Source organism: Paenibacillus sp. AK121 (assembly GCF_019042715.1).
Classification (GTDB): Bacteria; Bacillota; Bacilli; order Paenibacillales; family Paenibacillaceae; genus Paenibacillus; species Paenibacillus polymyxa_C.
Genome location: NZ_JAHPJM010000007.1, coordinates 213,101 through 227,581, shown reverse-complemented (window position 1 = coordinate 227,581; position 14,481 = coordinate 213,101). Strand labels below are relative to the sequence as shown.

Below are 14,481 nucleotides of genomic sequence, written 5' to 3'. Positions count from 1 at the left end.
TTGGCCCCCAAAGTCACTTTATTTTTTGAAGAGCTTCTATTTTCCCCTCCAATTCCCGTTCACTGAGCATGCCGATTATGATTTCTCGTACCCGTCCATGGTCATCAATCGTTACATGAGTCGGAAAAGCCACTCCTCCAAATTGTTCAAACAACGCTCCTTGTTCATCCAGTAATATGGGAAATTTGAGGTTCAAAGAACGGGAAAACTTCTGCACATCCTCCAACCGGTCATAGCGAGTTACATTGATGCCATACACATCTACATCATGTTTGTATTTACTATACAATTCATTCAGCATGGGCGCTTCTAATCGGCACGGATCGCACCATGAAGCCCAAAAGCTAATGATCATCGCTTTATTCCGCGGAGCCCCTACATCGTAGGACTTGCCGTTTAACCCCTTTAAAATCATAGAAGGAAGCTGTTGCCCAGGTTTGATTCTTTTTATTACCTCTGCTGCAACTGATTCAGTCCCTACATTCTTCTCAACATCAAGCTCTTTCTCACCTTTATATTTTTCTTCCAGTGTTGCATTTTCCACAGGCAGGCTTGCTGAATAGACTGTGTTTGCAATAATCCCCCATGTAGCCCCAACCATAACCAGCACAATTATCGCTCTAATGAAAAGAAATCTTTTCACAGTCTTATCACCTGTCTTTCATCTAAATGACCTTCATCCTCCCCATAGGATGCCCATACGATTCCCACCTCTAACCTTCTAAATCTGAACAGGACACAAAAAAAACAGCAAACCCACGAAAATCGCGAACTTGCCGTTATAATGTGGTGTCAGATACTATACCTTGTACTGAATCAGGCATGACTCAAATGCGCGTAGACATCTGCCAAATTGGTTACATTACGCTTCAGCATTTCCTGAACATACGCCACCCAAAGCTTAGCCGTCATCTTCGCATCCTCTAACGCATGATGCCGCCCTTCAATCGGAATGGATTGATAGGCCAGCAATTCATCCAAACTATAGGTTTGGTGTTGCTGTGGCTCCAGCCATTTGGCGAGCATCATTGTGTCTAGTACACGGTGAGTTAACTGAACTTTAGATGTTTTCCATAACGCAGCATTTAAAAAGGCCTTATCATGAGCGCTAGCATGCGCTACAAGCACCCGCCCACCTACAAAGGACATAAAGTCATGCAGTCCATTCATAAGCGGCGGAGCTCCATCCGTCATTTCCCGGGTAATCCCAGTTAGCCGAGTAATCTGTTCAGGAATCTCGGTCCGCGGATTGACAAGCGTATAAAACTGCTCTTTTTCCATAATCACATCCCCGACTACTCGAATCGCTCCGAACGATAAAATCTCATCTCCATGCTGTGCCGAAAATCCCGTTGTCTCCAGATCAAAAACTACCGTCTCCAAACGCTCCAGTGGGGTACGCAATACTTCAGAACGCCGTTGTTCCCGCGTTAAGGACCGAATAAACGCCATCTGCTGAGCCGTAGGAGCCCCCATTACAGATGCGATTGCCGACGGCACTCCTCCTCTGCGGAGGGCACTCCAGAAGCCACCTCCCTGCGCTGGTTCTTTCATGACCTTCTCCCTTCCATAAATCGCAGCTGCCTTTGCAACGCACGATGCAGCCGTCGTACTGTTGAAAGAGCCTCGCGCAGCTCATGCCAGCCTTTACCTTGCTTCAACGGCTTGACAGCCAGATAGCCATTACTGATCAGCAACCCGTCCTTCTCCCTCGCTGGAGTAGCCATTCGAAGCTGAAGTGCGATCCGAAAGGCTCGCTCGCAAGCATCGAGTAAAGGCAACGGTGCCGCTTCAAGTGATGCGAGACGCCTGAGTCTTTTCAGGGTGGAAGTTTCCTCTACACCATGTTGCAATGCCAAAAAACGGACGGCGTTCACCAACGGAATGTATAACCCGTATTTCACATCAAAATCGCCTGCATGCTCACCGAACCGCTCGGTAACGATCTGACCTAAAATATTAAGTGTCGCTTTATGCCTTACCGTGTTCCTAAGTACCGCTGAAGGTAGGTCGGGTTGTTTACGGAACAACTTATAAAAGCTTTGCTTCCATTCCACAGACAATTGCTCGTCGCCTGCGATATGTCTCATGTCAGACGAGATAATGAGATATCGAATCGGCTCCCAGGCAAAATCTTCCGACCATTTTGATAGCTGTTCTTGCCATCCAGTCAATGTATGGCGCCACAATGGCTCCGAGCACATCACTTTCCCCTCGCATTTGGGATATCCCAAATGCTCTAGCATTGCAGAGAGTCTGCGACCAAACTCGCTAAAATACAATTCTTTATCAGCAGACACAAGGTCACTGATAATCATACCGTTATCCTGGTCACTCCATAGCGTCGATTCCGAGCGCCCCATGCTACCGAAGGCTATAAATGCGTAAGGGACGGGAGGAGGGCCAAAGCCATCCTCAACCATCCCTTTTTCGCACATTTGCACAGCTCTGGCCGCGATGCGGTCATGCATTTCATTCGCCGTTCGTAACCAGTCTGATAACGGAGCGGAGGCTTGGGAAGCCAGCAGCCATTTCTGGGAATCGACCCTGGCCTGCCTTAAAGACTCAGGTGTGTCTGCATGATCAATCGCTTCGGTGGAACTCACCCAAGGGGCCATATTTTGCAGTTCCATACTTCCATCTCCTCCGCTCATCCATACTGGCTCTTTATATTTGACCTATTAGCTGACAATTCCAGAACGCTTTTCAGCTTCGGTAACTAACTTCATTTGCTCTGGATAGCCGTACGTACCGTGTTCACTGATATCGAGTCCCATCGTTTCTTCCTCTTCCGTAACGCGAATACCCATAATTGCTTTCATCGCACCCAGAATAATGAAGGAAATGACGAATACGAATGCCAAAGTACCAATCAGTCCAAGCAGCTGTACTCCTAATTGTGTAAAACCACCACCATAGAACAGACCCGCTTGACCTACACCTGTTATTTTTGCAAGCTCAGGAGTAGCGAAAAACCCTGTGGATACCGCGCCCCACATCCCCGCAACACCATGTACGGAGAAAGCATATACTGGGTCATCTACTCTCGCACGCTCAAACCATTGCGCTGTGAAGAAAGTGACGATCCCTGCAACTGCGCCAATAACCAATGCCGCCCAAGGCGCTACAAAGGCACAAGAACCCGTAATGGCAACCAAGGCTGCCAGCACACCGTTTAGCATAGCAGGAATATCTGCTTTTCCGTATACCATCCAAGATACGAGCAAAGCGAAAACTCCGCCTGCCGCAGCAGCAATATTTGTAGTCAGGGCTACATATCCAAAGAATCCGTCATTCATAGCAGAAACAGCACTACCTGGGTTAAATCCAAACCAGCCAAACCAGAGAATAATAACACCCAGGATAGAGTACACCTGATTATGACCAGGGATAATGTTCGGCTTGCCATCTTTATTAAACTTGCCCAGACGCGGTTTGAGCAGCAACGTAGCGACGAGTGCCGCCGTAGCACCTGTCAGATGGACCACTGTTGAACCAGCGTAATCCTGCATTCCCAACTTGCCAAGCCAGCCGCCGCCCCATACCCAGTGAGCTACAACGGGATAGATCACGATGGAGAACAAAATACCGAAAATAATGTATACACTTAATTTTGCACGCTCTGCCATCCCTCCGCACGCGATCGAAAGCGAAACCGCAGCAAAAGCAAAGTGAAACAAAAACATAATCGTAATCGGAACATCCAAACCTGAAAGAGTATCAAACGATGCAGCAGCATCTGTCCCACTCATGAAGAAACCCGTCAGTCCCATAAATCCGTTACCGCCGTCATTGCCAAAACCGAAACCAAATCCGAGGGCCCAGAAGGACAAAGCCGCAACACCCGTCGTGAGAATCGTTTTACCAGCGACATGACCCGCGTTCTTCATTCGTGTCGAGCCTGCCTCCAGCAATGCAAATCCCGCTTGCATGAAAAATACAAGTATAAATGCCAAGAACGTAAATGCCGTGTTTAGCCCAGCTTGAAGTTGAATATTTGTCGGCCCGTCAGCAGCGAACGCACCTACCGGAAAAGCTAGAACCGTCAGCATGGCCAATAATACAACTAACCACTTTTTTCTCATGAAGACCACTCCTCGAATGTTAAGTTTCTTTACATTTCGTGAAATTCTTATTGTCATTATAATCAGAATACATGAAAGTTGACAAGATTTTTTTTATTATGTTAAAAAAATGAGCTTACAAACCTGACATGTCATATTTACTAACCATAAAGGTAGCTTGTTTGAGCCCGGCAAAAGCATAACGTTTGACTGTATGGTTGAGGATCATGTAAAATATCCTTTATAAACACTCGGTTTAAAATGCTAATATTGAAGGTTGAACGAAGAGCGCGAGGTGAAGACAGATGGGGATATGAAGCTATATCGAATTGGCGAGCTAGCCAAAGCGGCTGGTGTCAGCGAACGAACGATTGATTATTACACTAAACTCGGTTTGATCACACCTGAAGAACGATCATTGAAAAATTATCGCCTTTATAATGGTGAAACGTTAAACAGGCTTGAACGTATTAACCAAATGAAACAAGAGAAGTATAGCCTTGAGGAAATCAGACAGACTCTGATTAAATGGAACTCGGTTGCAGGAGAAGAGCACGTCACTGACAAACTAACGAGTCTAGAAATGCATATGCAGCGTCTAGAGCGTGAAGTCAATGAACTACAGCCTCTTCTCGGACAGCTCAAGCCCGTCCAAGCTCGCAAGCTGCTTACTGGTCTGTTGCCACAAAGCGCTGCTTGTATTGAGGCTTTGAAGTATCTGTTGGAGCATAGTTCTATGATGTAGATACCCAGGCTAGTAGTATGAACAATAATGGAGGGTTGCTTTATGATGGGTATGTATATATTGATTATTCTTGCGTTCGGATTATCCTTATGGGCGCAATTCCGTGTAAAAGGTACGTTTAACAAATGGTCTGATGTCCCAAATGAAAATGGACTGACTGGTTACGATGCAGCTCGGCACATGCTGGATCGTAATGGCTTGCATGATGTACCTATTGAGCCAGTACCCGGCGCGCTATCTGACCATTATGATCCGATACAACGAGTGGTGCGCTTGTCCGAGCCTGTTTATTATGAAAAATCCATTTCTGCGGTTGCTGTGGCTTGCCATGAAGTCGGTCATGCCATCCAACATAAAGAGCATTATCCTATGCTGGCACTTCGCCACCGGATCTTTCCAATCGTAAACTTTGCTTCCGGGATTGCACCGTTTCTGCTGATTGCTGGTTTCTTATTTAGCTTTACGAACCTGATCGGTTTGGGTATTATCTTCTTCTCAGCTACTGTTGCTTTTCAATTAATCACATTGCCAGTTGAGTTTAATGCTTCTAATCGTGCCCGGGAAATTATGGTTTCTGAAGGATTTATCCGTAATGATGAAGAACGTGGTGTAGCCAAAGTTTTGAATGCTGCTGCATTGACGTATGTGGCCGCAGCTCTCGTTTCCTTGCTGGAACTGATCCGCCTAATTGGCATCTTTAATAGCCGGGATTAATCACTTGTATTGCAAAAAAAGGTTGTTCCTCCACCAAGACGGTAGAGGAACAACCTTTTTTCTTGATCTTAAACCAATACACTATACTTAATTGTCTCAATCTGCTTTTGCCGTTTTGTTCGAAGTAGCAGCGTTACCATGAAGGCCAAAATATTGCAATAAAAAAGTTCGGAACGATTTAGCAACTAATGGAAGTTTGTCATCTCTACGATGAATCAAGCCAATTGTTCGCGTCACCTCTGGATCAACAATCGATACCCTTGCAGGTTGAAGCGGGTTAGTCTGAAACAGCGCCATTTCAGGCAGAAGACTAACCCCCATACCCGCAGCTACTAAACCGCGAATCGTATCTGTCTCTTCGCCTTCAAAAGCAATATCCGGCGTAAATCCAGCCTCCAGGCAGGCCTGCCAGACAATCGGACGTAACGAATATCCATCCCTGAACAAGATGAATTTTTCACCTTTAAGCTGGCTCAATGTGATGTGTTCAGCTGAAGCCAAAGGGTGATTAGGCGGGAGAACCGCAAATAACTCCTCAGTTAACACCACATCCCCCTCGACATGGTCATGTCGATCTGGAAAAGGAGATACAAAGGCCAAATCCACCTCACCCGCTAACACATCACGAATTAAACTCGGGTACATTCCTTGTTTAAATCTAAATTTAACATTGGGATACCGCTTACGGAATTCAGCCACCACTGTAGGAATAAGATGAATCCCCAAACTGTGCGGAAAACCGATACGGATTTCGCCCCCCTCAGGGTCCAAAAACTCATGCACTTCCAAAACAGCCCGCTCCAGATCTTTTATGATCGTTTCCACCCGTTTGCAAAATAGCTGTCCCACTGGCGTAAGTTGCAGATTGCGACCCTTTTGCATAAAAAGATTAACTCCCAGCTCCTCTTCAAGCTGATGAATTTGCCGACTTACCGCAGATTGCGCCACATGCAACTCCTCAGCTGCCTGAGTGACATGTTCTTTTTGCGCTACTTTCATGAAGTATTGCAACTGTCGTAATTCCACTCCGATATTCGCTCCAATCTGTTTTTCAACATACGAAAGAAGATGTTCATCGAACATCATCCTCTTTCTTACCCAGATAACTTACGATAAAGCTGTCTTTAGTGACGTTTGCGTTGACCAGTCAATCTAATCAATAATCCATACATGAAGAACCCACTGAGCAAGCCCCCAAAGTGAGCGGTCCAGTTAATGTTCGCAACCGCAAAAGAAAACAGAATACCAAACCCAAGCAGCGTGTACAGCGTTTTGCGCGAAGCATCATCCATCAAGGAACGTTGGAACAAGGCAACGTACAGAAACGCCCCATAGATCCCATAAATCGCTCCTGAGGCTCCTACAGAGACTGTCGTTTCTGCCACCATGTTGTAATGCGCAATGGACAGTATGTTCCCTACAACACCCGTGACCAGATACAACAACACATATCGTAAGGACCCGAGCAAACGCTCCAGCGGAGGAGCGAATACAAGTATTGCAAAGGAATTAAACAAAAGATGATCAAACCCAGCATGTAAAAACATAGCTGACACATACCGCCACAGCTGGTCAGTGAATGGCGCCTCATTAATCAAAGCCCCATACCGGATCAGCGTCAAACTATTTTCTGATCCACCTTGCACGGTCAGTACAATAAACATCACAATATTGATAAGCAAAATCAGACAGGTTACCGGGTAAAACCGCAAATAACTTTTCCAGTTCTCATAACGTAAAAAAATCAAGGCAATCCTTCCTTCATGGGGTGTCTCCACCTTATTCAAATTGGACAATGTCTTTTATAAAAGATTATAATAGATTTCGGCAACGATAACCAATGCCAAAAACCAAAGGAGGCTATTACATATGGCACAAGAACGTACAGGAGTTGCTACTTTTAAAGGCAATCCTTTGACTCTCATAGGTCCTGAACTGAAAATTGGAGATCAGGCGCCTGATTTCAAATTACAGAAAGACTTATTGGAAGCAGCTACGCTTCAAGACTTTGCAGGTAAAGTCAAACTGATTAGCGTTGTCCCTTCTCTAGATACAGGCGTGTGTGACGCACAGACTCGACGTTTCAACCAGGAAGCAGATTCCTTGGGGGACCAAGTTGTGGTCCTGACGGTTAGCGTGGATCTGCCTTTCGCCCAAGCTCGTTGGTGCGGTGCGGCTGGTATCGATCGCGTATTGACACTGTCCGACTATAAGGATCATTCCTTTGGTGAAGCTTATGGTGTATTCATTAAGGAATTCCATTTGGATCATAGAGCTATTTTTGTCATTGATCAAAATGACAAAATCGCTTACGTAGAATACTTGAGCGAGATGGCCGAGCATCCTGACTATGACCAGGCGATCGCAGCCGTAAAAAAACTCGTCTAAATCAAGATCGAATATTAAAAAAGCGAGTGAAGGATGGCCTTCCTCGCTTTTTTGATGTTTGTCTACCACATCACTACTCCCATACAACCTGCTATTACTGTACGACCTTATAAGCGGACAGCTTCTTGTCGATCATAGCGAACAGTTGCAAAATAATGCGGTAATTCGCACCCAAGTCCCCTAACGATCCGCGTGAAGCAGAATAAATATCCACCGCACTTCGAACTGGCGAGACAGATAAAATTGAAACGGTAATGTCGACGGTTCTGCCGAACGCCGTTCGCTTCTCCAACGTAATCTCACCTACGGATGCTACCTCATGGAGTACCTTGTAGCCAGGAATCTTTTTCATGATAGATGATACTTCTTCCCAAGCCTTGTCTCTCGATAAGTTATAATAGCGTGTCTTCATTTGGGGGTCCTTGACCCGGTCGCTTGTACCTTCTTGGCTGCGCACAATCCCTACCAGAGTCCTCTTCAACGACAAGACATTTCCTCCTTCACGATAATCGCTACCTAATCATACGACACATCGGCTTCCTCTGCTGCAAGCGCTTTATAAAATACGATAAACAACCGAAAATGAGTCCGATCATGTCTTTGGTATGCGACCTTAGTACCTCATGTCTTAGTTTAACATTGTTGCATACAAAAAACACCCTGTTTCTGCATAAGCAGTACCAGAGTGTTTTCATTACATTATGGAGTACCCGCCGATGCCGTCCGACCAAAGCGTCTTCTGAACCTGCTTTAGCAGGTGGGTGACCGCAGAATAAACTTTTGAAGTCCCCTTGTCAGCAATTGACAGGGCTTTTCAGCTATTCATTCGTATAGATCTCCCTAGACATTGTCATTGGTTCAAAACAACAAATGACCGTAACGTGCATCGCAGGATGTGACCTTATTATAGCGCTTCTCACTCAAAAAGTAAATGCTAGGAGAAATATGTTTTATTTTTAGAGGTTATCACTTTTTTTGTCTTCCATGCTTGCCTTTTCCTCGTCTTTCTGTTTCATCTTCTCCATTTGATCCTGCATTTTGAGGAAGGTTCCGTAAAAATTAAAAAAAGCGAACCAGGCAACTACACTGCCGATGAAAAATAAGAAAAGCACGGGATATTTAACTCCAATGTATATAACAACGGCGCTGCCGAGCATGGTGGAAAATACACGGAATGGTCGAATCAGCGTCAATAAAACTGCATTCTTAATAATTTGTCCGGTAGACATATGATAGTGAACTACCATCGAAAAGAAGTTAAACATAGACACAAGCAAAATAATAATGAGGATCAGCATGATGACGCCCACGATTTGCAAGTTGCTGAGCTGTGTCATATATACAGTGTAATCCACATACATAACGACAAACAATAGCGTGTAAAAGATACCCCCAATCAGACTCTGCTTATAGTTCTCTTTATATCCTTTAAAGAAGGTACGAAACACGCCTGTATCGGTATCGCCCATCACCCATTTGCGAACCACTGCGAACAAAGCCGATGTTGCTGGAAATAAAGTAAGCGGTGCCAAAATCGCCATCGCCCAGTTCATTTGTAACGATTCATTCGCCAGATTCTGATTCATAACAAGTAATTTCAGTATGAGGCAGAATACAAAAGGCGATGAACATAACACCCACAACAAATTGCTAGCCGCCAGCCGGGTAATCCACTCGGTTAGGCGGTAAATCCCCCCCATAGCTCCTTTAAATTCCAATGTTAGTCTCTCCCTCCGCAAGCCTTGGCAGTTCCAAGACTTATGTTGCTATGCCTGTTAATTCCGGCTCTTGACTATATCATACCGTATTTCAGCCCTAAAGCGCCAGTGAAATCCATACGTGGTCCATTAAAGCTGATCCCATAAATTTCATACATACTGATCAAAAAAAGCCGAAGCTAACATTAGCTTCGACTTTTTATTCATTTATTTCTTATTATTCAGAAGAGGAATCTTCACGTCTTGCAGGACGGCGAGTTTCGCCATTGCTGCTCGGGCGTGGTTTGCGATCTCCACTATAGCGGCTTCCGGAATCACGGTTGTAGCCACCGCCTTCTTTGCCACGGTTGTAACCACCGTAGCCACCTTTACTGCCGCTACCGCCACGGTTGGAATTATACCCACCGTTGCTGCGTCCACTATAGTTGGAAGGCTTGCGTCCGCCAGAACGCACGTCAGGTTTACGACGTTTTGCACGGATCGGATCTTCTGGAGTCAACTCAATAGATGCCTCTCTCTTCTCACCAGTCATCAGCTTCAGAGCTGCGGAGAGGAGTTGAACAGAGTCATATTGCTCCAGCATTTGAATAGCCAAACCTTTGTACTCGTTCAGCTCGCCTTTTTCTACAACTTCTAGAAGGCGTTCTGCGATGATACGTTGTTTGCCTTCCAGAGCTTCTGCCAACGTTGGAAGAGGCTTACGTGGAATGCGGTGACGAGTTACACGTTCAATGAAGTGCAAATGGTCAATTTCACGAGGCGTTACGAATGACCAAGCTTCCCCTTCTTTACCTGCACGTCCAGTACGTCCGATACGGTGAACATAGCTCTCCGGATCTTGCGGGAGGTCAAAGTTCACAACGTGAGTTACGCCGGAAACGTCCAAACCACGGGCAGCAACGTCAGTCGCTACGAGCACGTCAATACTTCCGTCACGGAATTTACGCATAACAGCATCACGCTGGTTTTGAGACAAGTCACCATGCAAACCATCTGCGGAATAACCACGTTTTTGCAGAGCTTCAGCCAGCTCGTCTACCCGGCGCTTAGTGCGACCGAACACGATAGCAAGTTCTGGGGATTCCATATCGATCAAACGGCTTAATGCTTCGAATTTTTGACGCTCAGGAACTTCAATATAGGCCTGATCAATCAGCGGAGCGCTAACTTGTTTAGGAATAACGGATACATGCTCAGGATCTTTAAGGAATTGCTCAGCCAATCTTTTAATGTTAGGAGGCATTGTAGCCGAGAACAGCATCGTTTGACGCTCGTCCGGAACCTGCTTCAGAATGGACTGAATATCTTCCATGAAGCCCATATCCAGCATTTCATCTGCTTCATCCAAAACAACGGTGTTTACGTCTTCTAGCTTAATGGTTTTACGATTAATGTGATCGAGCAAACGTCCTGGTGTACCAATAATAATTTGAGGTTTCTTTTTCAAAGCGCGAATCTGGCGTACGATATCTTGTCCACCATAGATCGGCAAAGTGCGAAGACCTTTAAAGCGGGAGAGTTTTTCGATTTCTTCAGCCACTTGAATAGCAAGCTCACGTGTTGGAGCCATAATCAGGGCTCTGATTTTTTCATCGTTTTTAGAAATTTTATTGATCATCGGAATACCAAACGCAGCAGTTTTACCAGTACCTGTTTGGGCTTGACCAATCATGTCTTTCCCTTGCAATGCAATCGGGATGGATTTGGATTGAATAGGTGTTGCTTCTTCGAACCCCAGCTCCGTAATCGCCTGAATTACCTTCGGTTCAAGATCAAATTCTGCAAATGTCGTCAAATTTATTCAAACTCCTTCATAATAGTGGATGTGGTGGACAATCCACAATGTTGTCTGTATTCTTAAGTAGCGATATTATTGTATAAGTTTTCCCCAATACAGTGACAGTTTATTTAACTCTATAACTGCATCTTTTTGTAATGAATTCGGGGAACCCTATCCGATACATCTTAAACGAATTTACCCTTTTTAAAACAGTTTAAATTTTAAGTGTTTCTCTGGACATAGGTCCCTACTCAAGAATATCCACATCGCATTATAGCACAGAACAATTCATGAATACCAGTAAGTTGCTTTCTGTATAATTAAAATGAGGTGAAAAAAAGTTGTTAAAAAAAGTGTTAAACTGCTTAACTGTTATTCTTGGAGCCGCTGCCATAGCATGCGGTTTTAATCTGTTTCTCGTCCCACATCACTTGCTGAGCGGGGGAGTAGCCGGACTTTCCATGCTAATTGGCTATTTCACAAAATTCGATATCAGCACCATGTATTTTATCATCAATATCCCGATGCTTATTGCAGGCTGGTTTATTTTAGGCAAACGTTTTATTAGTCTGAGCATTCTGTCGGTTATCGTTACCACGTGGATTTTGGCTTGGGTACCTGTACATTCTGTTGTGTCTGATCCCCTGCTGGCCTCTGTCTTTGGAGGGGTCATGGTAGGCATTGGAGCGGGAATTTCTTTTCGGGTAGGAGGGTCTACAGGCGGTTTTGACATTATCGGTTCTATCGTTACCACTTATCGGGACTTCCCCGTCGGAACTGTACTTGTGGGCATGAATGGACTAGTCATTCTCGCAGCAGGATATTTGAACGATGACTGGAATATTGCACTCGCTTCCATGTTATCCATTTTTGTGACTGGTAAAGTGTTGGATCAAATCTATGTAAGTCATACGAAGATCACCGTTTACATCATTACAGAGCACACTGACAAGCTACTCAGCCGAATGTTAACAACGCCACGAGGTGTCAGCAAAATAAAAATTGAAGGTGCATTTTCACATACTGAAAAGGACATGCTGATGACTGTTACGACACGCTACGAGCTTGTTGAATTAAAACGTATCATTAAGGAAGTAGACCCTTCTGCTTTTGTCAATATTGTGGAAACGGTTGGAGTAATGGGTTCATTTCGCCGAAGATAAGCACAAACCCAAGTGTCAAAATGAAGCTTTTGTGGTACACTATATGTGCGCTGTTCCCATAGTATATAAAGACCAGCTTTACCTGCTATTTCACAGGCACTTTGCTTTTCCGAATCGTATTGAATGATTCTTTTGGAATGATTCCGAGCAGGAAAGGGTGATTTTTGTGGAAATGGAAACGGTAAAACTGTCCGACATTGTCTTAAGATGGTACCCGGAAATGCTCCCTTCTCTCAAAAAGAATGAGCTAAACTCGATGATTGTGCTTCGAGACGGGTTGTCCATACTCAAGCCAACGGATGCGCTTGAAATTATTCAGTACAGTATTTGTGAGCACCAAGACAATAACTATCTTCAATAAATCTTTTTTGCCAAATGCCGCTTCTTCCGGTTGTATCCACAACCGTGAAGAGAGCGGCATTATTTATGCCTATTTACGGATTCATCGAGCGATAGTTAGGTTAATCATGTAAGACTATGCCTGATGATGCCAGTATTGGTTACAAGCGTGTTGTTTTTTCTATCCATAACTTTACGTATAATCAGGTAAGCGCCATACATAAGGGAGAGAGTTAGGAAATGAATATGATTTGGGCAATTATGCTATTCGCAATGGGAATAGGCGGAAATGGGGACTCGTCAGCCAACGCTCCAAATGTAAAAGATACGGTGGCAACGACAATCAGCAGCGCCATGATCCAGGCACAACACAGTAATTTAAAGGTAGATGCCTCCAATCCGCCGGTTAAAATTGACCCACAGCCGACCACGCCAGCGATTAAAGGCATCTATGTCACAGCCTATAGCGCAGGCGGTTCACGTATGACCCAGCTACTCGAATTGCTGGACAAGACAGAGCTCAATTCCATGGTTATCGATATTAAGGACGATGCAGGTTACATCACTTATCCAACGACCAACCCTGAGCTTCTGAAATTGGGCAAGCCACAAAAATTCATTAAGGATATTTCCGGCTTGATGGACCGTTTGAAAAAACATAATGTTTATCCGATTGCTCGTATTGTTGTATTTAAAGATACGGTACTGGCCAACAAAAATCCTGAGATGTCCTTCCGCAATGCTGACGGCTCTGTTTGGAAAAACGGCAAGGGAGATGGGTTCGTCAATCCCTATAATAAAGAAGTATGGGATTATAATATCGCCATTGCCAAGGAAGCAGCAAAACTCGGTTTTAAGGAAATCCAATTTGACTATGTACGTTTCCCTGAGGGCTTTGAAAAAAGAGCAGACAAACTGAAATATACCAAATCAGACCAATCCCGCTCGGATACGGTCGCTGAATTCGTACAATATGCCCGCAAAGAACTTGCTCCACTAGGTGTGAGGGTATCGGTAGATATTTTCGGATATGCCGCATCCGTTCCTGCTGCCGAGGGAATCGGACAGGATTTCACTAAAATCTCTGAAAATGTGGATGTCATTTCACCGATGGTTTATCCAAGTCACTACACAACAGGCTGGTTCGGTGTAAAGGACCCCGATAAAAACCCCTACCAAACGATCAAAGGCTCCATGGCCGATACACACAAAAAACTCAATCCTACAGGCAAGCTAAAGCCAATTATTCGCCCTTGGATTCAGGATTTTACCGCAAGTTGGTTAGGAAACGGACATTATGCCAAATATGGGAAAACACAAGTCGAGGACCAAATTCGCGCGCTTAAGGACATGAAGGTGGACGAATATTTACTCTGGAATGCCACTAACCGTTATACAAGCGGAGTAACTTATAAATAATTATTTCTCTGGACTTCTTTTTGTATAAGAATTTTAGAACTTATATCAAATATATCGAAGACTGCCCCGTTGTTTGACGAACGGATGCAGTCTTTTTTATTGCTGTTCAATTGTTGTAGTATCCCTTACAATAAAATTTACATGTTATGAT

Annotated in this window: 15 protein-coding genes and 1 other RNA gene; 6 read left to right on the top strand and 10 right to left on the bottom strand. The window is 44.6% G+C overall.

The window, feature by feature from the left end:
- Positions 1-13 precede the first annotated feature (13 nt).
- From KSP24_RS15215 to KSP24_RS15200, 4 genes are all read right to left on the bottom strand, one after another.
- Positions 14-643 carry a TlpA family protein disulfide reductase gene (locus KSP24_RS15215; RefSeq protein ID WP_102997829.1) on the bottom strand — a complete coding sequence of 210 codons (630 nt, stop codon included), beginning with the start codon at positions 641-643 and terminating at the stop codon, positions 14-16.
- A 173-nt stretch (positions 644-816) separates the two neighbouring features.
- The gene (locus KSP24_RS15210) at positions 817-1,554 is read right to left on the bottom strand and encodes an exonuclease domain-containing protein (RefSeq protein ID WP_019686911.1); all 738 of its coding nucleotides are present in this window, start codon (positions 1,552-1,554) and stop codon (positions 817-819) included.
- Entirely contained in the window at positions 1,551-2,633 is a 1,083-nt protein-coding gene (locus tag KSP24_RS15205) for a DUF294 nucleotidyltransferase-like domain-containing protein (protein ID WP_216975624.1), read from the bottom strand. Before KSP24_RS15205 ends, KSP24_RS15210 begins: the two co-directional genes overlap by 4 nt.
- Positions 2,634-2,681: 48 nt before the next feature.
- Positions 2,682-4,085 carry an ammonium transporter gene (locus KSP24_RS15200; RefSeq protein WP_013370500.1) on the bottom strand — a complete coding sequence of 468 codons (1,404 nt, stop codon included), beginning with the start codon at positions 4,083-4,085 and terminating at the stop codon, positions 2,682-2,684.
- Between the two features lie 292 nt (positions 4,086-4,377).
- Here KSP24_RS15200 and KSP24_RS15195 point away from each other — a divergent pair, with 292 nt between their 5' ends.
- Positions 4,378-4,809 carry a MerR family transcriptional regulator gene (locus KSP24_RS15195; protein ID WP_043886097.1) on the top strand — a complete coding sequence of 144 codons (432 nt, stop codon included), beginning with the start codon at positions 4,378-4,380 and terminating at the stop codon, positions 4,807-4,809.
- Positions 4,810-4,851: 42 nt separating this feature from the next.
- On the top strand, positions 4,852-5,523 hold the full coding sequence (locus KSP24_RS15190; protein ID WP_025676967.1) for a zinc metallopeptidase: 672 nt from the start codon (positions 4,852-4,854) through the stop codon (positions 5,521-5,523).
- 96 nt (positions 5,524-5,619) lie between these two features.
- Here KSP24_RS15190 and gltC read toward each other — a convergent pair whose 3' ends face one another.
- The gene (gene gltC / locus KSP24_RS15185) at positions 5,620-6,549 is read right to left on the bottom strand and encodes a glutamate biosynthesis transcriptional regulator GltC (RefSeq protein WP_043886096.1); all 930 of its coding nucleotides are present in this window, start codon (positions 6,547-6,549) and stop codon (positions 5,620-5,622) included.
- Between the two features lie 98 nt (positions 6,550-6,647).
- Positions 6,648-7,271, bottom strand: coding sequence for a rhomboid family intramembrane serine protease (locus KSP24_RS15180; RefSeq protein WP_013370496.1), 624 nt, complete (start codon positions 7,269-7,271; stop codon positions 6,648-6,650).
- Positions 7,272-7,392: 121 nt separating this feature from the next.
- Here KSP24_RS15180 and tpx point away from each other — a divergent pair, with 121 nt between their 5' ends.
- The gene (gene tpx / locus KSP24_RS15175; RefSeq protein ID WP_013370495.1) at positions 7,393-7,911 is read left to right on the top strand and encodes a thiol peroxidase; all 519 of its coding nucleotides are present in this window, start codon (positions 7,393-7,395) and stop codon (positions 7,909-7,911) included.
- A 94-nt stretch (positions 7,912-8,005) separates the two neighbouring features.
- Here tpx and KSP24_RS15170 read toward each other — a convergent pair whose 3' ends face one another.
- From KSP24_RS15170 to cshA, 4 genes are all read right to left on the bottom strand, one after another.
- A complete protein-coding gene (locus KSP24_RS15170; RefSeq protein WP_025676970.1) occupies positions 8,006-8,398 on the bottom strand; it encodes a DUF1499 domain-containing protein in 393 nt (130 codons plus the stop codon).
- Between the two features lie 216 nt (positions 8,399-8,614).
- Positions 8,615-8,809: non-coding RNA, 6S RNA (ssrS, locus tag KSP24_RS15165), on the bottom strand.
- A gap of 58 nt (positions 8,810-8,867) precedes the next feature.
- The gene (locus KSP24_RS15160; protein ID WP_013370493.1) at positions 8,868-9,629 is read right to left on the bottom strand and encodes a YesL family protein; all 762 of its coding nucleotides are present in this window, start codon (positions 9,627-9,629) and stop codon (positions 8,868-8,870) included.
- Between the two features lie 217 nt (positions 9,630-9,846).
- Complete coding sequence (gene cshA / locus KSP24_RS15155; protein ID WP_013370492.1) at positions 9,847-11,424, bottom strand: degradosome RNA helicase CshA; 1,578 nt, start codon at positions 11,422-11,424, stop codon at positions 9,847-9,849.
- Between the two features lie 326 nt (positions 11,425-11,750).
- Between cshA and KSP24_RS15150 the strand changes: the two genes are divergently transcribed.
- The 3 genes from KSP24_RS15150 (at position 11,751) to KSP24_RS15140 (ending at position 14,330) form a co-directional block, all read left to right on the top strand.
- A complete protein-coding gene (locus KSP24_RS15150; protein WP_013370491.1) occupies positions 11,751-12,572 on the top strand; it encodes a YitT family protein in 822 nt (273 codons plus the stop codon).
- A gap of 172 nt (positions 12,573-12,744) precedes the next feature.
- Positions 12,745-12,933 (top strand): hypothetical protein, encoded by a 189-nt coding sequence (locus KSP24_RS15145; protein ID WP_014599634.1) that lies wholly within the window; start codon positions 12,745-12,747, stop codon positions 12,931-12,933.
- 218 nt (positions 12,934-13,151) lie between these two features.
- A complete protein-coding gene (locus KSP24_RS15140) occupies positions 13,152-14,330 on the top strand; it encodes a putative glycoside hydrolase (RefSeq protein ID WP_216975622.1) in 1,179 nt (392 codons plus the stop codon).
- Positions 14,331-14,481: the final 151 nt, after the last annotated feature.

Excerpts from the sequence above, each read along its gene's own strand:
- KSP24_RS15210 (WP_019686911.1), bottom strand. The coding sequence starts at position 1,554 with ATGAAAGAACCAGCGCAGGGAGGTGGCTTCTGGAGTGCCCTCCGCAGA.
- KSP24_RS15205 (WP_216975624.1), bottom strand. The coding sequence starts at position 2,633 with ATGGAACTGCAAAATATGGCCCCTTGGGTGAGTTCCACCGAAGCGATT.
- KSP24_RS15200 (WP_013370500.1), bottom strand. The coding sequence starts at position 4,085 with ATGAGAAAAAAGTGGTTAGTTGTATTATTGGCCATGCTGACGGTTCTA.
- tpx (WP_013370495.1), top strand. The coding sequence starts at position 7,393 with ATGGCACAAGAACGTACAGGAGTTGCTACTTTTAAAGGCAATCCTTTG.
- KSP24_RS15145 (WP_014599634.1), top strand. The coding sequence starts at position 12,745 with ATGGAAACGGTAAAACTGTCCGACATTGTCTTAAGATGGTACCCGGAA.
- KSP24_RS15190 (WP_025676967.1), top strand. The coding sequence starts at position 4,852 with ATGATGGGTATGTATATATTGATTATTCTTGCGTTCGGATTATCCTTA.
- KSP24_RS15195 (WP_043886097.1), top strand. The coding sequence starts at position 4,378 with ATGAAGCTATATCGAATTGGCGAGCTAGCCAAAGCGGCTGGTGTCAGC.
- KSP24_RS15140 (WP_216975622.1), top strand. The coding sequence starts at position 13,152 with ATGAATATGATTTGGGCAATTATGCTATTCGCAATGGGAATAGGCGGA.